This is a genomic window from Nocardiopsis sp. RV163, assembly GCF_001029525.1.
Classification (GTDB): domain Bacteria; phylum Actinomycetota; class Actinomycetes; order Streptosporangiales; family Streptosporangiaceae; genus Nocardiopsis; species Nocardiopsis dassonvillei.
Map to the genome: position 1 here is coordinate 1 of NZ_LEKI01000106.1, position 20,800 is coordinate 20,800.

Genomic DNA, 20,800 nt, shown 5'->3' on the forward strand with positions numbered 1-20,800 from the left:
TCCGCACCTCCTCCCGCGCCTCCGCGCGCACCCTCACCAGCGCCTTCATCGCCGAACGCGACTCGGTCGACGGTGGCGACAGCTTCCTCGCCGAGGCGGAGCTGACCGTCATGTCCATGACCGACCGCAAGACGCGGGACCGGCTGCGCGACGTCATCCGCCTGCTGCGCGAGCGGGCCCTGCCGGAGATCGAGGAGCTCAGCGGGGTCAGGTCCGAGCGCTCCCGCCAGTTGCTGTGCGACCACGCCCTGGAGGTGCTCGGCGCGCACCTGCGCTCCGAGAAGCTGCCCGAGGTGCCCGCCGCGGTCCGCAAGATGCTGTCCGTGGAGGAGGAGGCCCTGAGCATCCACTCCGGCGAGACCCCGCGTCCCGCCGAGCCCATCGCCAAGAGCGCGGTCACCCCGCGTCCCCGGCACACCGGCGCCAAGACCGCGGCCCCGGCCCGCAAGCCCGCCAAGAGCGCGGCCAAGACCCCCGCCAAGCCCGCTGCCAAGGGGGGGCGCTCCTCCTCCGCGGCCGCGGAGGAGCCCGCCAAGGAGAGCGCCTTCTGGGACGACTGACCGGGTCCCGCTCGGCTGACCGCCCGCTGTCCCCGCTCCGAGGGGCGCGGGCGGTCCGTGTCTGCCCCGACGACGACCGGACACAGGCGTTTCAAGCGGACAAGCCGGGGAAAACCAGGCGGACGGACTCCAGGAGACGACCACGGGGGCTGAGGAATTGTGCGGCGCAATTGCGGTCAGGCCCCTCGCCCGGGGACAACCCGCGCGCGCGGACAGGAAGAACTTGACCTAGGATCTCTGCCACGCACACGTTTTCGTGCCCTGGGCCGCACCCGCTTCCCGGTGCTGCCCGTGCCCCGTGGGCCGCCCCCGAATCCCCAGGAGGCCCCGGATCCGGCGACCGCCCGCCGCTGACGTTCCGCGCGTTCCCAGACCTCCCCCGCACTCGGACGCGTGTCCCTCCGGCCCGGCGTCCGACCACTGGCACGTCCCGCCGTCCGAACTCACCGAGATTGCACGATGCCCGCTGACGAGAATCCCTCTGCCTCCGGCAGGGACCACACACCAGACGACAGGCCCGCTGACGGCTCCGCACCCGGCTCAGGGCCAGCGAACACCAGCGGCGACGCGGCCGGTGGGGACACCACCGCGCCCGAAACCGGGGCTGACGGGACCGACCGGGCCTACGGGTCGGACGACACCGAGGGGGCGGAGGAGGCCGGAAAGGCTGAAGAAGCCCCCGAAACAGTTGTGAATTCAGACACTGACAGTGCCCAGGAGGCTCAGCAGGCCGACGAGCCCGCCGGTACCGAAGAGGCTGCCGGGGTTGGCGACCTGCAGAAGCCCACCGGTGCCGAAGGGACGTCCGGGACCGGGGAGACCGCCGAGGAGCAGGCGGCTGGATCTACCGCCGAGACCACTGATGTCGCGGGGGCCGATGAGGCAGCAGGGGCTACCGAGACCACAGGAGACTCTGAGAACTCCGAAACCGTAGGGACCGCTGAGCACGGCGCCGCCGCTGAAGGTGGCACCGCTGAAGGTGGCACCGCCGCCGCGTCCGAGGGGACCGCCGCGACCCCGGAAACCGCTGAGCGCAGTGGGACCGCTGAGCCAGGTGGGGCTGCCGGAACCGGCCCCACCGCTGGAACCGCCGGAGCCGCTACGGGCGCGGACGCCCCGGCCGTCCGCACGAAGCGCCGCCGGACCGGCAGGATCCTGGTGTGGGTCGCCGCGAGCCTGGTCCTCGTCCTGGCCGCCGGGGCCGGCACCGCCTACGGCTACTACCGTTCGCTGCGCTCGGACATGGTCCAGTACGACATCGACGGGCTGCTCAAGGAGGAGGACCGGCCCGAGAGGATCAACGACTCCGTCAACATCCTCTTCATGGGCACCGACGGCTACGAGGAGGGAAGCACCGCCTACTCGACGGAGTTCGAGGGCGAGCGTTCGGACTCGGTCATGCTGGCGCACATCTCGCCCGAGAGCCGGGTGTCGGTGATCAGCTTCCCCCGCGATTCCCTGGTGGCCCTGCCCGAGTGCGACCCGTACGGCGACACCGAGGGCACGTCCGGCTACTTCGGCATGATCAACGCCGCGATGTACCACGGCGGACCGCCCTGCGTGGTCCGCACCATCGAGTCGCTGAGCGACGTCCGCGTCGACCACTTCGTGCACCTGAGCTTCATGAGCTTCCGGGACGTGGTGGACGCCATCGGCGGAGTGGACATGTGCATCCCCGAGCCGATGGAGGACCGCCGGTCCAAGCTCGACCTCGACGCGGGCGAGCAGACTCTGGACGGCGACGAGGCGCTGTCGTTCGTCCGCGCACGCTACGAGATCGGCGACGGCGGCGACATCGGCCGCATCGACCGCCAGCAGATGTTCCTCGCGGCTCTGGCCGACCAGGTGACCAGGAACGACGTGATCACCGACCCGGGCAGGCTCAACGCCGTCCTGCGCGCGGTGGCCGAGCACAGCGCCACCGACAGCGCCCTCACGTTCGACCGGATGCTGTCGATCGCCGTGACCCTGGCGGACGTGGAGCTGACCGACATCGAGTTCCACACGGTGCCCTGGTACCAGGCGCCCTCCAACCCCAACCGGGTCCTGTGGTACGAGGACCAGGCCGAGGAGCTGTTCACCGCCGTGCGCGAGGACCGGCCCCTGCCCCTCACGATGGCCGACGAGGCCCCCGTTCCCCAGGACCCGCCCGGGGCCTCGCCCTCCCCGGCGGACGAGGACGTCGCGGACGCCTCCCCGGAGGAGGACCCCGCCCGTCCGGGCGTGGGGCGCGACGCCACCTCCAACCCGTGCTCCGACGGCCTGGGCTACGGCACCGGCGACGAGCTGGAGTAAGACGCCGCGGAGGGGCTTTCGGGACTCCTGGAGCCCTCCGGGATCCCAGTGGCCCCTCCGCCGTTCTTTCCGTGCCTTCCGGAACGCCGAGGGCCCCGGGACCGGTACGACTCTCCGTACCGGCCCCGGGGCCCCTTCCGTGTTCCCGGGGGCTCCGGGCACGAAGGACCGCGGTTCCGGTCCCCCCGGTCCGGAACCGCGGTAGGGCCTCGGGCGGCGGAGACTCCGCCCCCCGCCGGTACGCGCCTGGAACCCCCACAGTTCCGTTAGGCGCCCCTCAGCGGAGGTGGTCCCGCTCACCGCCCGAGGCTCGTGCGCCCGCCACGACCGGCGGGCGCACGTTCCAGGGAGGTCAGGCGATGCTGTCGGGCAGCAGGTTCAGGTGGCTGGTGTCCACCTGGGGCCGCCCCAGGTCGGGCATGCCGTCCACACCCACCAGGTCGTTGCCCACGAAGTCGCCGGAGGGGTCGAGCTGCGTCGTGCGGACGGCGTCGACGGCGAGGTCGGCCACGTCCGAGACCTCGGGAGCGGCGGCCATGGGCAGGGTGCCCTCGGGTACGGGCAGCAGGTCGGCCGAGGCGTCGGCGACGGTCTCGGGCAGCGACGCGGTGCTCGCGGACATGGGCAGCTTCACGTCGTCGGACAGCACCAAGTCGGAGACCAGGTCGGCGGCGCCGCCGGTCAGGTCGGTGTTCTGACCGTTGATGGGGCCGGTGGGGGCGTCCGCGGCGGCCAGGGGAAGGGTGTCCCCGGACGCGGGCAGGGTGGTGTCCAGGCCGCTCAGGTCGGTACCGACCTCGTGCGTGCCCCGCTCGACCGACGAGCCCAGCTTGTCGAGGCCGTTGCCGACCGTCTCCCTGGCGTCCTCCAGGGGCAGGGAGGACTCCGGGTGCGACAGCGGCAGGGTGCCGCCGCCCGCGCCGCCCCCGACACCGCCGAGCAGCCCGCCAAGGATGTCCGAACCGCCCAACCCGGTGGAACCGCCGCCCAGCAGACCGGACAGCGCGTCACCCGAAACCGGACCCGAGGCCAGCGGCTCCGTCGAGGCGTGGCTCAGCGGCAGGGTGCCGCCGGTGTCCAGGCCTACGCCTTCGAGCAGGTCGGTCCCGCCCAGCAGGGTGGACAGCGGGTCGCCCGATACCGGACCCGAGGCCAGCGGCTCCGTCGAGGCGTGGCTCAGCGGCAGGGTGCCGCCGCCCCCGACACCGCCGAGCAGCCCGCCCAGGATGTCCGAACCGCCCGACCCGGTGGAACCGCCGCCCAGCAGACCGGACAGCGCGTCACCCGAAACCGGGCTCCCGGTACCCGACAGGGGCAGCGTCTCGCTGACGGTGTCCAGCTCCAGCGGCCCGACGTTGGTGGCGTTCTCCTCTCCCGCCCGGATCGGCGTGTCGGTGGAGACGGCGTTTCCGGCGACCGGGCCGAGGGGCTGCTCCTGGGCGGACTGGTGCCGCACGTCGGGCTGGGCGGAGATCTGGCCGGGCTCGACCTTGACCAGCTCGCCCAGGGGCGTGGAGACGCCCTCAGTCAGCGGCGCCGGAACCTGGCTGCCCAGGTCGTTCAGCGCGAGCCTGTCCGTGGCGCCGCCGAGGGCGTCGGCACCGGCGATCCCGGCGCCGAGGGCGACGAAACCCGCGGTGCTGGCGGCCACCAGCAGGGTCCTGGCAGAGGTGCGGGCGGTGTTGAACATGTCGTGTGTCCTTCCGGAATGTGGTCTGTGGCTCTCGCGTGGACGGCGTTCGTGTGCGCTTCCCGCCGTCCGACGGCTCCGCTCCCCTGGCCGGGGGGAGGGTTCCGTTCGGGTCCGGGCTTTCCGGTGGGAGAGCCACCCGCGCCTGGAGGGAGCGGTGCGGCTCTACCGGTCATCAGTCGTGGATCTGGCTGGCCACTGACTGACGTGAACCCCGCCGTCGGGGTGCGCGGCTCACGTCAACCCCCAGAGGAGTCCGGTTCCTCACCCACCGTGACCGGTCGGAGGCGCTGCGGCTCTGGGAAGGGGCGTGCCAGGAGGGGTCGCTGGGCGACCTGGCTGGAAGGAGACCGCTAGTCGGGCGAGAAGGTCGGCTCGTCCGCGGACTCGGCGGGGACCGCGAGCAGGACGTGCCGGGCGGCCTGGAGCTGGCCGGGCGCCGGTGCCGGGGCACCGGTGGTGGGCAGGTAGCCCGCGACGGCGGGAATCCCGCCGGGAGCGCCCTGGGCGGAGCCCGAGGCGGAGCCGCCCGGCCCGGAGTGCGCGGCGACCGGATCGGAGACCAGCCGCGCCGGAGCGTTCTCCGCGGCCGGGTCGGCGTGCGCCCGGACGGCGCCCTCGGTGGCCCCTGGGACGGCCGGGACGAAGTGCGCGACGACCTCGGCGGGTGCGGACGGTACCGCTTCCCCGCTCTCGGCTCCGGTCCGCCCGTCCGTGTCGGCCGGGTCCGCGGACTGCTCGTGCGTCCGCGGCTCGGTGCCGGGGGCGTCGTCCTCGTCGAGGTACTCCCCTGCGGGCTCGGTCACCCCGTGCACGGTGTCGCGGATCTGCCGGGCCACCTCTGGGGTCCCGGACACGTCGCCGCCGGAGACTCCGGCGGACGCGTCGAAGACCATCCGCGTAGTGCTCTCCCCCACAGCGGACACGGCGCCGACCAGCGGGGCGTTGATCCCGGCGGTCATGGGGACGGAGGTTCCGGCGTCCGCGGGCGCGGCGTCCGAGCGGTTCCCGGAGTCGGGGCCGCCCGTGTCCGTCCGGGCAGCGGAGCCCTGTACCGAGCCGTCGCGCGCCGCCTCCGGGTGCTCCGCGACCGCCTGCGCGGCGGGTGCCCGCACGGTCGCGGCGACGGAGGCGGCCTGGTGCACGAGGGTGCCGTTCGCCCCCTCCTCCTGCGCCCGCACGGGGTCGGAGGCCGTCAGCCACGCGGTGACCACGAGCCCGGAGACCAGGGCGGCGAGCAGCAGGGCCCGCCGCACCGGCGCGGGAAGCACGGCGGAACGAACGCCGGGGGCGCTCGTGAGACCGTGGACTCCAGACACCGGGGGTTCCTCTCCACCGTGGGGCGCGGACCGACACGCGGGGGCGGTCGGGGCCGGTCGCGCCGCGGCGAGCGGCGGCTCCCAGCCGTGGGACGGGAGGTCACAGGGGCCTCGTCGCGTCCGCTGATCGCGACGTTAGCATGAATTAGACGACCGGAACCCCGAATCCACAGGAATTCCCGCCCATCCGGAACCGGCCCCTGAACAGCAAGATGTGGCAAACCAGGGAAAAACCAACGACAATTCAACTATTACGCCTGAGGAAACGCGCATTGCCACAACGCCGACCGGCTCTGCGGAGGTTGACGGACACATGACTGAGATCCCCCAGAGCTCCTCCCTGTCCCCCAACAGCGTCGAAGAACTGCTGGACGAGGTGCACTCGCTGGACCCGCGCATGTCCGCCCACGGCAGGGTGCACTCGCTGCTCCAGGCCGTCCTGGCCATCGGCGGTGACCTCGATCTGGCGACCGTGCTGCGCAGACTGACCGAGGCGGCGGCACAGCTGACCGGTGCCCGGTACGCGGGCCTGGGCGTGATGGACGAGGACGGGGGTTTCAGCGAGTTCATACCCGTGGGCCTGAGTGAGGAGCAGTCCCGGCGCATCGGCGGGTTCCCCCACGGCAAGGGGGTCCTGGGCGTGCCCCTGAACGAACGCGCGTCGCTGCGCCTGGCCGACCTGCGCGAGCACCCCGACTTCGAGGGCTTCCCCGAGGGCCATCCGCACATGGGCAGCTTCCTGGGCGTCCCCATCCAGGTGCGCGACGAGATCTTCGGCAACCTCTACCTCACCGAGAAGGCCCGGGGCGCGGAGTTCGACGAGGACGACGAGGCGGTGGTGACCGCGCTGGCCACGGCCGCGGGCATGGCCATCGAGAACGCGCGCCTGTACGAGGAGGCACGGCTGCGCGAGCGGTGGCTGGCCGCGTCCACCGAGGTCACCACGCGCCTGCTGTCGGGCGCCGACACCTCCGAGGTGCTCGCCCACATGGCCGCGCAGGCCCGGGAGATCGGCGGCGCGGACACGGCCGTGATCATGCTCCCCGACCCCCGCGCCCGGGGCCACCTGTTCGCGGAGATCGCGGACGGGCCCATCGCCCAGGAGATCCTGGGGACGCCGGTGGAGATCCACGGCTCCGCGTGCGGGTGGGTGTACGAGTCGGGAGAGGCCCTGAGCGTCCCCGACCTGAGCCGGGCGAACTGCCCGATGCTCGCCCACCGCGGCTACGCCTCGGGCCTGGTGGTGCCCCTGGGCACCCCGGGGAACACGCGTGGGGTGCTGCTGCTGGGCAAGCTGTCCGACCGCGCCCCGTTCACCGCGGCGGTACGCCGTATGCTGCACGGGTTCTCCGTGCAGGCCGCGGTGGCCCTGGAGCTGGCCGAGGCGCGGCGCGACACCGAGCGCCTGGCGGTGCTGGAGGAACGCGACCGGATCGCCAAGGACCTGCACGACGTGGTGATCCAGCGCCTGTTCGCCTCGGCGATGACGCTGATGAGCACGCTGCGGCTGATCGCCTCGCCCGAGGCCGAGGAGCGGGTGCAGCGGACCATCGACGAGCTCGACGGCACCATCCGCGAGATCCGCTCGACGATCTTCGCGCTCCAGAACCCGCCGAGCCGCAGGGACACTTCGCTGCGCGGACGCATCCTGAAACTGGCCGAGAACACCGCGCACAGCCTGGGATGCCACCCGGGGGTGAGCCTGGACGGGCCGATCGACGCGTCCGTGCCCGACGACATCGGCGAGCAACTGCTCGCCGTGCTGGGCGAGGGGCTGACCAACGTGGCGCGGCACGCGCGGGCGACGGAGGTGCACGTCTCGGTGGCGGTGGAGGAGGCCGCGGACGCCGGGCGCCCCACCACCCTGACCCTGACGGTGACCGACAACGGCGTGGGCCTGCCCGAGCACGGAAGGCGCAGCGGTCTGCGCAACCTGGAGCAGCGGGCCCGGGCGCTGGGCGGCGGTTTCACCGCGCGCGGGAGCGAGGGCGGGGGCACGGTGCTGGTGTGGCGGGTGCCCCTGCGCGACGGCGCCGTGCCGCCCCCGGACAGTTTCTGAGGGGGCCGGGGGCGCGGCCCCGGTTCCGTGCGGGACCGGGGCGGTCGAGACCGCTCGGGCGACCGGTACCGACCGCGGTCAGTACCGGCGGCCGCGCAGTTCGGCGACGAGCACGGCGGCCTGCGTACGGCGCTTGAGGTCCAGCTTGGACAGCAGGGCGGACACGTAGTTCTTGACGGTCTTCTCCGCCAGGTACAGGCGCTCGCCGATCTGCCGGTTGGTCATCCCCTCGCCGATGAGGTCGAGGATCTGCCGCTCCTGCGGGGTCAGCTCGGCCAACGGGTCCGGCTCGGCCTGGGCCCCGCGCAGCCGCTCCAGCATCGCGCCGGTGCTGCCCGAGTCCAGCAGCGAGCCTCCCGAGGCCACCGTGCGGACCGCACCGACCAGGTCGGCGCCGTGGATCTGCTTGAGCACGTACCCGGCCGCTCCGGCCATGACGGCGTCGTACAGGGCGTCCTCGTCGGCGAACGAGGTCAGCATCAGGCAGGCGATCCCGGGATGGTCCGAGCGGATCTCCCGGCACACCTGCACGCCCGACCCGCCCGGCAGCCGCACGTCCAGGACCGCGACGTCGGGCAGCACCACGGGGATCCGAGCCAGCGCCTGCTCGGCCGTCCCGGCCTCGCCGACGACGGTCATGTCGTCCTCGGTCTCCAGCAGGGCGGCCACTCCCCGGCGGACCACCTCGTGGTCGTCCACCAGGAACACCCTGATCCGCTTGCGAGCGCCCTCGGCTCCACCAACCGGCATCGGCCCATCCTCATCCCTGCGTCACCGCGATCAGACACCGCTCCGATGAAGACGGTAATACGTGCGGAGGCCCGCGCGCGGGCCCTTAGGCACCGAACTCCTCGGACGAAGGTCCTACAAACGGATAATTCTCCTCATCTGCGGAGCAAAGCGCCTGATCGCAGCGGGTGTGCGCGTGGTTCCCACGAGCCACGGAACCTTTCCGAATTCACGGCCTCCGGTCCGCCCAGGGACGGGCGAGCTCGAACGCGCGGCAGGCCTCCAGCACCCGGGCGTCGGCGTGCCGGGGCCCGACCACCTGGAGGCCCACCGGCAGCCCCGCCGCCGTGAAACCGCACGGCACGCTCGCCGCGGGCTGCTGGGTCATGTTGAACGGGTAGCTGAACCCCGCCCACGAGGTCCACCGCTCCCCGGCCAGACGCGGCGGCGACTCCAGCCCGGCCTCGAACGCCGCGACCGGCGTCGCCGGGGTGAGCAGCAGGTCGTAGGCGTCGTGGAAGCGGCCCATCCGGGCACCCATCTCCATCCGCAGCGCCATGGCGGTCAGGTAGTCCTGCGCCGAGTAGGTCAGCCCCTCCTCGACGATCTCCCGCAGGCCGGGGTCGAGCAGGTCCCGCTGGCGGTCCGTGAGCCGGTCCGTGGCCTTGGCGGCGCCGGAGTACCACAGCACGTGGAACTCCTCCCGGGAGTCGGGCAGGCCGGGGTCGGCCTCCTCCACCCGGGCGCCCAGCGCCTCGAACGCGGCCGCCGCCTCGGCGACCGCCGCGGCCACCTCCGGGTCCACGTCCAGACCGCCCATGGTGGGGCTGTAGGCGATCCGCATGCCCCGCACCAGCCGATCGGCGTCGGTGCGCAGGCGCACGTCGCCGAGGCCGGGCGCGGGCGGCGCCAGCGCGGCCCAGTCGCGCACGTCGGCCCGGGCCATGACCTCCAGCATCAGCGCCATGTCGCCCACCGTGCGGGCCAGCGGCCCGGTGTGCGCGAGCGACCCGAAGGGGCTGGCCGGGTAGTGCGGCACCAGCCCCCACGTGGGCTTGATCCCGCACACGCCGGTGAAGCTGGCCGGGATGCGGATCGAACCGCCCCCGTCGGTCCCGGTGGACAGCGGGGCCATCCCGGCGGCGACGGCCGCCGCGGACCCGCCGCTGGAGCCGCCCGGCGTGGTGGACAGGTCCCACGGGTTGCGGGTGACACCGGTGAGCGGGCCGTTGGTGACGCCCTTCCAGGCCAGCTCGGGCGTGGTCGTCTTGCCCACGAACACCGCGCCGCTCTCGCGCAGCCGGGCCACCGCCGGGGAGTCCTCCTCCCAGGGCCCCTCCTGGGAGCTGGTGACCGACCCCTTCAGGGTGGGCCACCCCCGGGTGAGGTGGACGTCCTTGACCGAGACCGGCACCCCGTCCAGGGCTCCGGAGGGCTCGCCGCGCCGCCACCGCTCGGCGGAGGCGCGGGCGGCCTCGCGGGCCTCGTCCGGGCGCACCAGGCAGAACGCGTTGAGCGCCGGGTTGTCCCGCTCGATGCGCTCCAGGACGGAGTCGGCGGCCTCCACCGGGGACAGCTCCCCGGCGGCGTAGGCCGCGAGCAACTGCTCGGCGGACAGGTCGGCCGGCCCGGAGGGTCCGCCGGAGCGCGCCTGCGGAACCGCGGTCGCCCCCGGGGCGCCCCCGGCCGCGCTCGCGTCCTCGGTCCCGGCCCGGTCGGAACGGATCGTCACTTCAGCCTCCCGTGTCACGCCATCAGGGGTCAGCCGGGCACGTAGCCGCGGCTCTTGTCGACCACGTTGAGCAGTTCCCGCCCGTCCAGGTAACGGGCGAGGTTGTCGAGGAACAGGTCCATGAGGTCACCGCGCCAGCCGACGACGTCGCCCGACATGTGCGGCGAGACCACCGACCCGGGCAGCCCCCACAGCGGGGAGACCGCCTTGAGGGGCTCGTCCTCGAACACGTCCAGCGCGGCGCCCGCGATGACGCGGTGCTCCAGGGCCGCGGCCAGGTCGGCCTCGACCACGATGGGGCCGCGCGCCACGTTGACCAGCCGCGCGGTGGGTTTCATCAACCCCAGGAAGCGGCGGTCGACCAGCCCCCGGGTGGCGTCGGTGAGCGGAGCGGCGACCACCACGTAGTCGGCCCCGGGGAGTTCGCCGGCCAGGGTCGGGGCGCCGTCGGCTCCGCGCTCGGCCAGGCTGGACTCGACCACGGAGCCGAAGTCGGGGTCGCCGCCGCGCGCGCGGCTGCCGGAGGCGCTCACGCGCATGCCGACCGCAGTCAGCTTGCGGGCGATGTGGCGGCCGATCGGCCCGGTCCCGACCACGAGGGCCCGCTTGCCGGACACGCGCTCGGTCTCCCGGTGTTCCCAGCGGTGCTCGCGCTGGTGCTCCCAGGTCTGCTGGAAGCCCTTGGCGAAGGCGATGACCTGGCCGAGCACGTACTCGGCGATGGGCTCGTCGAAGACCCCGCGCGAGTTGGTGACCACCGCCGGGCTCTCCACCAGGCCGGGGAACATGAGGTTGTCCACCCCGGCGGTGGCGGCGTGCACCCAGGCCGGGGAGTCGGCCTTGGGCCAGGCGGAGGCCAGCGCCTCGGTGAACAGGTCCCACACCAGCAGCGCGTGCGCCCCGGGCAGCCTGGCGGGGAGTTCGTCGGCGGTGGCGTAGACGACCTCGCCGAGCCGGGGATGGTCGTCCATCCGCTCGCGGCCGGGCGGGAGATCGTCGCCGTGGAGGACGAGGAGTCTCGGTCGGTCGGGCGGGATGAGGCTGTTCACGGGCGTGCACTCTCCGGTTGGCGACTGTGGTTCAGAGAGGTCGTCGGGGACGGATCGCCCTGCACGGGAAACGCTAGGGAGCCCACATAGGATTGTCAACAATCCACAAATGGACTGTTCCACCCGAAACCCGGGCCTCTCATACCACCTCTGACCTGCCCGGGATACCCACTCGCACCGGGGTTATTGCCGCATCGGGGTTGTGGACCCTAGGATTGTCAACAATCGACAGCCCCGACGGCGGGGGTGTTCCCGCAGGTCCCGCTGCCCGACGTCGAAGGGACTACCCACTTGCCCCGGTACATGACCATCACCCTGCCCAGGCGCGGGGTCTCGTGCGTCGCCGAACTCCTGGACAAGGACGCTCCCCGCACCTGTGAGGCGGTCTGGAACGCCCTGCCGCAGGGCGACGCGGTCCAGCACGCCAAGTACGCGCGCAACGAGGTCTACACGATGGTGCCGCGGTTCGCCGAGGCCGAGCCCGGCCAGGAGAACCCCACCGTCACCCCGATCCCCGGCGACGTCGTCTACTTCTCCTTCGACGGGGGCATGCTCGACCGCGCCTTCAAGGAGGACAAGGGGATCGGCCACCTGCCCGGCGTCATCGACCTCGCCCTCTTCTACGGGCGCAACAACCTGCTCCTCAACGGCGACGTCGGCTGGGTGCCCGGCAACGTGTTCGCCGCCGTCGTCGAGAACCTGCCCGCCATGGCCGAGGCCTGCGACGACGTCTGGCGCTCGGGCAGCGTCGGCGAGCGCCTGGTGTACGAGCGCCTGGAGCGCTGACCGGCCCGCGAGCCGCCACGACCGCGCCCACGGGCGGCCCACCGGCCCGGCGCGGAGCGACCGCGTCCCCGCGGGGACGGCAACGACAACGAACATCCGGGAGGTGAGTGACCGATGCGGACCGACGTAGAGCACACGAACGGCGCCGGCGCGCAGCAGCAGGTCGTCGAACTGGCCGCGAGCACGCGGACGCCGTGGCAGGCGGGAGTAGGCGTCATCGCGCCCTACGACTTCGCGCTCGACCGCGAACTCTGGCGCTGGACGCCCGACGACGTCTCGCTGCACGTCACGCGGTTGCCGTACGTACACGTACCGGTGACGGTCGACCAGGCCGCCGCCCTGTGCCGGGAGGAGCACGTGGACCCGGCGGTCCGCGCGCTGCTCGCCCCCGAGCCCCTGGCCATCGGGTACGCGTGCGCCTCGGGCAGCTTCGTGCACGGCGCCCGGGGCGAACGGCGCCTGCACGGGGCCATGGTGGGAGCCGGGGCGCCCACCGCCGTCACCACGTCCGGGGCGCTGGTCCAGGCCCTGGGGGCGCTCGGCGCAGACAGGATCGCCGTCGTCACGCCCTACGTGGACAGCGTGACCGACCGGCTCCTGGCCTACCTGGCCGAGCACCGCGTCGCCGTGACCTCCAGCGTGGGTCTGGGCCTGCTCAGCCACATCTGGCGGGTGACCTACGCCGAGGTGTCCGAGGCGGTGCACTCGGTGGACCGCCCCGACGCCCAGGCCGTGTTCATCAGCTGCACCAACGTGCTCACCTACGACATCATCGCGCCCCTGGAACGCGAGCTGGGCAAACCGGTGATCGCGGCCAACCAGGTGACCATGTGGGCCGTGATGAGGGCGGCGGGCCGCCAGGCCGTGGCCCACGGGCAGAGCCTGATCGACGTCGCCGCAACGAGTGCCGCGTGATGCGCGGGACGTGACACGAAGGAGAGCCACTTGACTTCTCTCCCAGCTGAAGCGGGGAGGTTCCTCCCCGGTCTGAAGGCCGGAGTCCCTTCGGAAGGACTGACATGACCCGCGTCGGATTCCTCTACCCCGGCTTCAGCGCCGAGGACGACTACAAGGCCTTCGAGGGCCTGCTCGGTGGGGGCGTCGAGCTCCCAGTGGTGCACACGCTCATGCGCGAGGACGCCCACCGGGTGGACGCCCTGCTCGACGTCGGCGGCGAGGACGTGCTCGCCAGAGGCGCCCAGGAGCTGGCCGTGATGGAGGTGGAGGCCGCGGTGTGGGCCTGCACCAGCGGCAGCTTCGTGTTCGGCTGGGAGGGCGCCCGCAGACAGGTCGCGGGGGTGCGCCGGCACACGGGCGCGCCTTCGTCGAGCACCTCGTTCGCCTTCGTGCACGCGCTGAGCCAACTGCGCGTCTCGCGGGTGGCGATCGCCGCCACCTACCCCGACGACGTCGCCCAGAGGTTCGTGGAGTTCCTCACCGAGGCGGGGGTGACCGTGCTGTCGCTGGCCAGCCACGGCATCGCCACCGCCGCCGAGGTCGGCGACCTGGATCCCGACGACGTCCTGGACTTCGTCGTCTCCAACGACCACCAGCGAGCCGAGGCCGTCCTGGTGCCGGACACCGCCCTGCACAGCGCCCACCTCATCGAGCCCCTGGAGGCGCTGCTGGGCAAGACCGTGCTCACCGCCAACCAGGTGAGCGTGTGGGAGGGCCTGCGCCTGGCGGGGGCGACCGCGAGCCGGGGCTCAGGGCCGGGCATGCTGTTCCGCTCGGGTTCGGCCGCGGTCAACAGCGTCCTGGCGTCCCGTTAACCTCGACGACGCGCCCGCCGCGCGTCCCGTCACCGATCCGAGAGGAGGGCGGCCATGCCCGCCCCAGGCCAGCTCAGACCCGTGCCCCGGCGATCCACCGCCGAACTGATCGCCGACCAGCTTCGGTCCGCGATCATGTACGGCTCGCTCGCGCCGGGGGACCAGCTCGGCGAGTCCGAGCTGGCGGGCCAGCTCGGGGTGAGCCGCGGCCCCCTGCGCGAGGCAATGCAGCGCCTGGTGCAGGAGGGGCTGCTGCGCAGTGAACGGCACAGGGGGCTGTTCGTGCGCGAACTCACGCCCGCGGACGTGCACGACGTCTACGTCGCCCGGCTCGCCGTCGAGCGGACCGCGTGCGAGCTGATCATGCGCGGCAACCGGGGCGAGGCCGTCGCCCGCCTCACCCCGGCCGTGGAGCGGCTGGCCGCCGCGGCGGCCGGCCGCGACCGCAACGCCATGAGCGACGCCGACCAGGCCTTCCACCAGACCCTCGTCAGCTGCGCGGGCAACAGCCGCCTGGAGCGCATGGCGCAGACGCTGCTGGTGGAGACCCGGATGTGCCTGACGGTGATGCAGGACGTGTACCCGGAACCGGAGGAGCTCCTGGACGAGCACCGCCGCATCCTGGACGCGATCGTGGACGGGGCGGAGGAGGAGCTGCTGCGCCTGATCGAGGCGCACATGGTGGACACGGTCGCGCGCATCAACGGCGGGGGCGGGGAGCCCGGCCCCGAGGCCTAGGCTGTGTTCTCCCGAACCTCCGCTCCGCTCGGGTCAGTGCTCGGCACCCCTGAGGGCGGGGACCCCGCCGTGCGCCTCGCCACCTCCCGGCGGCACGGGAGAACGTTCGGAGAACGGACCCCGGGGCTCCCGCGGGGCCCGGGCGTGCCGTCCGATCACTCCCGCAGCCGGTACCTGGCCAGGATGCGCTCCCTGGCCTCCTCGAAGCTCATCTCACCGCGCGCGATCCGCTCCAGGTCCGCCCGCGCCTCCGGCGACGGTTCACCGCCCGCCGCCCTGACCGAGGCCAGGGCGGCGGCGGTGTCGCCGTCGTCGTGGATCCGTGTGCCCATGGGGCGAGCGTAGGCGGTGCCGCGCCCGAGGCACAGTCGAACCCCCGGATCGCCCGGAGATCCGGTCAGATTCCGCCGATGCCGACGTACTTGGTCTCCAGGAACTCGTCGATGCCGACCCGGCCGCCCTCACGGCCCAGACCGGAGTGCTTGACCCCGCCGAAGGGCGCGGCCGGGTTGGAGACCACGCCCTGGTTGAGGCCGACCATGCCGGTCTCCAGGTTCTCGCTTACCCGCAGCGCCCGGTTGAGGTCGCGGGTGTAGACGTAGCTGACCAGGCCGTACTCGGTGTCGTTGGCGGCCCGCAGCACCTCGTCCTCCGTGTCGAAGGGCAGCACGGGGGCCACCGGGCCGAAGATCTCGGTGGTGGACAACTCGGCTTCGAAGGGCACGTCGGCGAGCACGGTGGGCTTGTAGAAGTGGCCCGGACCGTCGCCGGGGCCGCCGCCGACCAGCACGCGGGCGCCCTTGCCCACGGCGTCGTCCACCAGGCCCTGCACCTTGTCGCGGGCCTTGTCGTCGATGAGCGGGCCCACGTCGACGCCCTCGTCCACACCGCGGCCCAGGCGCAGCGCGCCCATGCGGCGGCTGAGGCGCTCGGCGAACTCCTCGGCGATGCCCGCCTGGGCGTAGATGCGGTTGGCGGCGGTGCAGGCCTCGCCGATGTTGCGCATCTTGGCGAGCATCGCGCCGTCCACCGCGGCGTCCATGTCGGCGTCGTCGAAGACCAGGAAGGGCGCGTTGCCGCCCAGTTCCATGGAGGTGCGCAGGACCTGCCCGGCGCTCTGTTCGAGGAGCTTGCGGCCCACGGCGGTGGAGCCGGTGAAGGAGACCTTGCGGATGCGCCCGTCGCTGAGCAGGGGTTCGGTGACCGAACCCGGGTCCGTGGTGGGGATGACGCTGAGTACGCCCTCGGGGAGCCCGGCCTCGGAGAGGACGCCCGCCAGGGCGAGGGCGGACAGGGGCGTCTGGTGGGCGGGCTTGAGGATCATGGTGCACCCCGCGGCGATGGCGGGGCCGATCTTTCGAGTGCCCATCGCCATGGGGAAGTTCCAGGGGGTGATGAGCATGCAGGGACCGACCGCCTGGCGCATGACCAGGAAGCGGGACTTGCCGTCGGGCGAGGTGGAGAACCCCCCCTCGATGCGCACGGCCTCCTCGGAGAACCAGCGCAGGAACTCGGCGGCGTAGGCGATCTCGCCCCGCGCCTCGGCCAGGGGCTTGCCCATCTCCAGGGTCATCAGGACCGCCAGGTCCTCCCGGCGCTCCATGAGCAGCTCGTATCCCCGGTACAGGATCTCGCCGCGGTCCCTGGGCGCCGTGCGCATCCAGTCGGCCTGGGCCCGGTGCGCCGCGTCCAGGGCGTCGAGCGCGTCCTCCTTCCCCGCGTCCGCGACCTCGCAGAGAACCTCGCGGGTGGAGGGGTCCTCCACCTCGAAGGCGTTCCCGGAGGCGGCGTCGCGCCACGTCCCGCCGATGAACAGCCTCTTGTCCACCTGCGCGACGACCCGTGCTTCCTGATCCGACATGTTCGCTACTCCCCGGTCGAGATTCGGCCTGTGGTCAGAACTGCCCAACGTGCGCCCACTGGACACCGTCGCCGCACGGATGTTTCCATAGCAGCGTCGATTGTCAACAATCCTACGGAACACGCGACACGGAATCGAGGCATCGCATGGCGGAGCTCTCCCCGATCCTCAAACAGGCGACACCGGTCGTCGCCGCCCGAGGCGAGGGCGCCTACATCTACGACGAGGACGACCGCCGCTATCTCGACTTCACCGCCGGCATCGGCGTCACCAGCACCGGCCACTGCCACCCCCGCGTCGTGGCCGCCGCGCAGGAGCAGGTGGGGACCCTGGTGCACGGCCAGTACACCACCGTGATGCACCGGCCGCTGCTGCGGCTCACCGAGCGGCTGGGAGAGGTGCTGCCCGCCGGGCTCGACCGGCTGTTCTACGTGAACTCCGGCAGCGAGGCCGTCGAGGCCGCCCTGCGGCTGGCCCGGCAGGCGACCGGACGGCAGAACGTCGTCGTGTTCCAGGGGTCCTTCCACGGGCGCACCATGGGCGCCGCGTCGCTGACCACGTCCGGCGTCAAGATCCGGGCGGGCATCGGCCCGCTGGTGCCCGGCGTGGCGGTCTCGCCGTTCCCGTACGCCTACCGGCTGGGCGTGTCCGAGGCCGACGCGGTCGCGTACGCGCTGCGCGAGCTGGACTACCTGTTCGCCACGGTCACCTCTCCCAAGGACACGGCCGCCGTGTTCATCGAGCCGGTGCTGGGCGAGGGCGGCTACGTGCCGGTGCCCGAGGCCTTCCTCCAGGGGCTGCGCGAACGCGCCGACCAGCACGGGTTCCTGCTGGTCGCGGACGAGGTGCAGACCGGTTTCGGGCGCACGGGCACGTTCTGGGGCCACGAGCCCTCGGGCATCCGGCCGGACGTGGTCATCACGGCCAAGGGGCTGGCCAGCGGCTTCCCGCTGTCGGCGATCGCCGCCCCCGCCGCGATCATGGAGAAGGCCTGGCCTGGCTCCCAGGGCGGGACCTACGGCGGCAACGCGGTGTCCTGCGCCGCCGCCCTGGCGACCCTGGACGTGATCCAGGAGGAGGGCCTGGTGGAGAACGCCGCACGCATGGGCGAGCGGCTGCGGCTGGGCCTGGAGAAGGTGGCGGAGGCCAACCCGGTCATCGGCGACGTGCGCGGCCGGGGGCTGATGCTCGGCAACGAGTTCACCGCCGCGGACGGGACGCCGGACGGCGCCACCGCGCTGCGCGCCCAACAGGCCGCGGCCCGGCACGGGCTCCTGCTGCTCACCTGCGCCCCCGACGGGAACGTGGTGCGGATGATCCCGCCGCTCATCGTCGACGGCGACCAGGTCGACAGCGCGGTGTCGCTGTGGGCCGCCGCCGTGGAGGAGGCCGTCGCGGGCTGAGGCGGAACTCGTGACCTCCGCCCCGGTACGGATTCCGTGCCGGGGCGGTAACGTGCGGTGCGGACCCCCGAGAAACCGCGCGTCCAAAACGCGTGTCCGAAACGGAGGGGCCGAGCGCGGCGAACCGCACGCGAGAGGAGCCGAACCAGTGTCGGACAGCCGGTGGAAGGCCGCGGACAGCACGCGCGGGGGCGCACGTCCCGTCCTGGACCCCTCACTGCCTCCCCGCCTCTCCGGAAGGCTCAGGAAGCACCTGCCCTTCCTGCGCTCGAAGCGGGCCTGGGCCAAGCAGCCCCGGCTCCCGAACCGGACGCGCATGGCGGCGGGCGGGACCGCCGTGGCCGCGCTGAGCCTCCTCTGGGCACTGGTCAGCGGCCCCCTCCTGGTGTGGTCGGTCCCCCTGTACTTCCTGGGCCTGCTCGCGCAGGCCGCGGTCGTGGGCGCCGCCGGGCTCGCCGTCACCCGCGTGCGGCCGAGGTCCCTGCTTCCGCGGTGGCTGTCGCGGACATCGCGGCGCCGGTCCTGGCAGGCGTTCTCCCTGACCTTCGTGCCCGCCACCCTGACGAGCTGGTGCCTCGCCCTGGCGGGCCCGGAGTGGGCCTTCAACCTCTACTGGTTCGTGCCGGGCGCGGTGTACGCGGCCGCCGCCCTGTGGGCCGGGTGGTGGTGGCCCCGGGGCGACCGGCTGGCGGCGGCGCACGCGGACCGCTACCTGGTGCCCGCGAACCTGGGCCGGCAGGGCGCCCGCCTGCTGCTGGACGTGCAGAGGACGATCGGGACCGTCGAGGAGGCCGACCTGCGGCTGGGCGACTCCTTCGACGCGGCACAACCCCTGTCGGTCCTGCGCGCCGAGGAGTGGCGGATCGCCTCGCTGCTGCACCGGCACGAGCGGATCAGGGAGGAGTACGTTGCGGACTCCCGCGACGCCGTCTCGGAGCGGGTGCTCGCCGTGCTGGACCAGCAGCACGAACGGCACGAGGCCGTGTACCGCGAGCTGGCGGCCCGGGTGGACGCTATCCGCGGCTACGGCGCGTCCGTCGAGGAGGCGCTGGCCGCGCACACCGAGTGGGAGCAGGTCCAAAGGGTCGAGGAGCGCCAGCGCGAGCTGGACCTGCTCCTCGTCCAGGTGGACTCCGACGGCGGCAACGCCGACCAACTGCACGGCGAGGCCCTGAACGCGCGCGCCGTCAGGGAGACCAGGGACGAGCTGATCGACCGGATGCTGGAGGCGGGCAGCTCCCTGGAGTCCGGGGCAGCCGGGTCGGACGAAGCCGCCCTGCCGACGGAGACCGCCGAGGGCGCGAGGGCGTAGCCCGGGAGTCGCGGAACCCCCGTGAACCCCGGCCTACCGAGGGGAGAACTTCTGCTGACGCTCATCAGCCGAAAACGTTCACCAGCAGAGCCGAAAATCATTCGACCAAAGAGTGACATGAATCACATGGCAACTTTGTTACCAGTGAGAACACGAGAACGCCCCGGACGGATCGTGACCACGGGTTGACGCGGCGCTTCGGGGATCGTCAGATTGGGCGCGTCTTACCAGCCCCTCCAGTGAGGCGACCCCCATGATCGACCGAAGACTGTTCCTCGGCGGCGCATCGCTCGCCACCGTCGGCACCCTGCTCGTCACGAGCGGTTGCTCCCGCGCGGAGAGCAACGGCGAACTCACCTCGGGCGGCGGTCAGGCCGGCGCCCTTCCGGTGAGGGTCTCCAACGAGACCGGGGCCTTCCCCGACAGCGAGATCCGAGCCTACGTCGTGGGCACCGACCTGACCACGAACACGCAGTCCTGGGTCGACGCCGACGGCGTCGCGCACCCGGTCGCGGAGTCCGACAACACCGACGAGGGATTCACCGACTACTCGATCCCGCTGGACTCCGTCAGCGAGCTGACCCTGCCGTTCATGTCCGGCCGGGTGTACTTCGCCCTCGGCGGCAAGCTCCGCTTCAAGGTAGTCACCGACGGCAACGGCAGACCGGCGCTCCAGTACCCGGCGGGCTGGGTCGAGTCCGACCCCAGCCACGGGGTGCTCCACGACACCGTGGAGTTCACCCACAACGAGACCGGCATGTACTGCAACACCAGCATGGTGGACCAGTTCAGCGTGCCGCTGGCAATCCGCCTCCGGGGCGAGGCCGACCAGACCACCGGAGCGTTCGAGCCGGGCGGCCGCGACGCGGTCTTCGCCGCGCTCTCCGCCGACCCCGTCTTCTCGTCGCTCGTGCTGCGCGAGGGGGAACTCGTCATCGCCCCCGGGCACGGGCTGGACGCCGGGCTGTTCCCGGCCGACTACTACGACTCCTACATCGACCGGGTCTGGGAGCGCTACAGCACCACCGACCTGCGCGTCACCACCAACGCCGGGACCTTCACCGGCCGCGTGGACGGCTCGGGCAACCTCGTCTTCGACGGCGGCGTGGCCCCGATCCCCAAGCCCTCCACCCGCGACGTCTTCTTCTGCGACGGCGCACTGGCGGCCCCCAACGACGGCATCACCGGTCCGGTGGCCGCGATCCTGGGGGCGGCGTTCAACCGCTCGACCCTGCTGGACACCGCCGAGCACCCGGTCACCGACCCCGCGGCGTTCTACAACCACGAGACCACCAACCGCTACGCGGCGGTCTTCCACGAGAACACCGTGGACGGCAAGGCCTACGGCTTCGCCTTCGACGACGTGTCGAACTTCGCCTCCTACGTCCAGGACCACGCGCCGGTTTCCCTCGACGTGACCCTGACCGCGTTCTAGCGCCTCCCGGGCCGGGGTCCTCCGACCGGAGGCCCCGGCCCGGGAGGCGCTAGAACGCGG

The 20,800-nt window shown here is 72.7% G+C and carries 17 protein-coding genes; 10 read left to right on the forward strand and 7 right to left on the reverse strand.

Annotation, left to right across the window (positions count from 1 at the left end; genetic code table 11):
* Window positions 1-560: hypothetical protein (locus ABD54_RS17970; RefSeq protein WP_047870662.1), on the forward strand; the 560-nt coding region annotated here is incomplete at its 5' end.
* A 459-nt stretch (window positions 561-1,019) separates the two neighbouring features.
* A complete protein-coding gene (locus ABD54_RS17975; protein WP_047870663.1) occupies window positions 1,020-2,855 on the forward strand; it encodes an LCP family protein in 1,836 nt (611 codons plus the stop codon).
* Between the two features lie 352 nt (window positions 2,856-3,207).
* Here ABD54_RS17975 and ABD54_RS17980 read toward each other — a convergent pair whose 3' ends face one another.
* Complete coding sequence (locus ABD54_RS17980; RefSeq protein WP_047870664.1) at window positions 3,208-4,545, reverse strand: hypothetical protein; 1,338 nt, start codon at window positions 4,543-4,545, stop codon at window positions 3,208-3,210.
* 353 nt (window positions 4,546-4,898) lie between these two features.
* Entirely contained in the window at window positions 4,899-5,816 is a 918-nt protein-coding gene (locus tag ABD54_RS17985) for a hypothetical protein (RefSeq protein ID WP_235432104.1), read from the reverse strand.
* A 361-nt stretch (window positions 5,817-6,177) separates the two neighbouring features.
* Here ABD54_RS17985 and ABD54_RS17990 point away from each other — a divergent pair, with 361 nt between their 5' ends.
* Complete coding sequence (locus ABD54_RS17990) at window positions 6,178-7,923, forward strand: GAF domain-containing sensor histidine kinase (protein ID WP_047870666.1); 1,746 nt, start codon at window positions 6,178-6,180, stop codon at window positions 7,921-7,923.
* 78 nt (window positions 7,924-8,001) lie between these two features.
* Here the strand turns inward: ABD54_RS17990 and ABD54_RS17995 are convergent, their stop codons facing one another.
* The 3 genes from ABD54_RS17995 to ABD54_RS18005 form a co-directional block, all read right to left on the reverse strand.
* Window positions 8,002-8,673: a response regulator transcription factor gene (locus ABD54_RS17995; protein ID WP_047870667.1), complete on the reverse strand. Its 672-nt coding sequence runs from the start codon at window positions 8,671-8,673 to the stop codon at window positions 8,002-8,004.
* A 208-nt stretch (window positions 8,674-8,881) separates the two neighbouring features.
* Window positions 8,882-10,384 (reverse strand): amidase, encoded by a 1,503-nt coding sequence (locus tag ABD54_RS18000; protein WP_047870668.1) that lies wholly within the window; start codon window positions 10,382-10,384, stop codon window positions 8,882-8,884.
* Between the two features lie 29 nt (window positions 10,385-10,413).
* Entirely contained in the window at window positions 10,414-11,433 is a 1,020-nt protein-coding gene (locus ABD54_RS18005; RefSeq protein WP_047870669.1) for a D-2-hydroxyacid dehydrogenase, read from the reverse strand.
* Window positions 11,434-11,736: 303 nt separating this feature from the next.
* Between ABD54_RS18005 and ABD54_RS18010 the strand changes: the two genes are divergently transcribed.
* From ABD54_RS18010 to ABD54_RS18025, 4 genes are all read left to right on the forward strand, one after another.
* Window positions 11,737-12,219, forward strand: a complete 483-nt coding sequence (locus ABD54_RS18010; RefSeq protein ID WP_047870670.1) for a DUF3830 family protein — start codon at window positions 11,737-11,739, stop codon at window positions 12,217-12,219.
* Window positions 12,220-12,333: 114 nt separating this feature from the next.
* Entirely contained in the window at window positions 12,334-13,134 is an 801-nt protein-coding gene (locus ABD54_RS18015) for an Asp/Glu racemase (RefSeq protein ID WP_047870671.1), read from the forward strand.
* Window positions 13,135-13,238: 104 nt separating this feature from the next.
* Window positions 13,239-13,991 (forward strand): maleate cis-trans isomerase, encoded by a 753-nt coding sequence (locus ABD54_RS18020; RefSeq protein ID WP_047870672.1) that lies wholly within the window; start codon window positions 13,239-13,241, stop codon window positions 13,989-13,991.
* Window positions 13,992-14,045: 54 nt separating this feature from the next.
* On the forward strand, window positions 14,046-14,729 hold the full coding sequence (locus tag ABD54_RS18025; protein WP_047870673.1) for a GntR family transcriptional regulator: 684 nt from the start codon (window positions 14,046-14,048) through the stop codon (window positions 14,727-14,729).
* Window positions 14,730-14,884: 155 nt separating this feature from the next.
* On the opposite strand, the gene ABD54_RS28350 is transcribed toward ABD54_RS18025, so the two are convergent.
* Complete coding sequence (locus ABD54_RS28350) at window positions 14,885-15,061, reverse strand: antitoxin VbhA family protein (RefSeq protein WP_160313090.1); 177 nt, start codon at window positions 15,059-15,061, stop codon at window positions 14,885-14,887.
* Between the two features lie 65 nt (window positions 15,062-15,126).
* The gene (locus ABD54_RS18030; protein ID WP_047870674.1) at window positions 15,127-16,590 is read right to left on the reverse strand and encodes an NAD-dependent succinate-semialdehyde dehydrogenase; all 1,464 of its coding nucleotides are present in this window, start codon (window positions 16,588-16,590) and stop codon (window positions 15,127-15,129) included.
* 146 nt (window positions 16,591-16,736) lie between these two features.
* On the opposite strand from ABD54_RS18030, the gene ABD54_RS18035 reads away from it, so the two are divergent.
* The 3 genes from ABD54_RS18035 to ABD54_RS18045 all read left to right on the forward strand — a co-directional run bounded on the left by ABD54_RS18035 (window position 16,737) and on the right by ABD54_RS18045 (window position 20,740).
* Window positions 16,737-17,993 (forward strand): aspartate aminotransferase family protein, encoded by a 1,257-nt coding sequence (locus tag ABD54_RS18035; RefSeq protein WP_047870675.1) that lies wholly within the window; start codon window positions 16,737-16,739, stop codon window positions 17,991-17,993.
* A gap of 148 nt (window positions 17,994-18,141) precedes the next feature.
* The gene (locus tag ABD54_RS18040) at window positions 18,142-19,305 is read left to right on the forward strand and encodes a hypothetical protein (RefSeq protein WP_047870676.1); all 1,164 of its coding nucleotides are present in this window, start codon (window positions 18,142-18,144) and stop codon (window positions 19,303-19,305) included.
* Window positions 19,306-19,558: 253 nt separating this feature from the next.
* Window positions 19,559-20,740 carry a glycoside hydrolase family 64 protein gene (locus ABD54_RS18045; protein WP_047870677.1) on the forward strand — a complete coding sequence of 394 codons (1,182 nt, stop codon included), beginning with the start codon at window positions 19,559-19,561 and terminating at the stop codon, window positions 20,738-20,740.
* The last annotated feature ends 60 nt before the right edge of the window (window positions 20,741-20,800 follow it).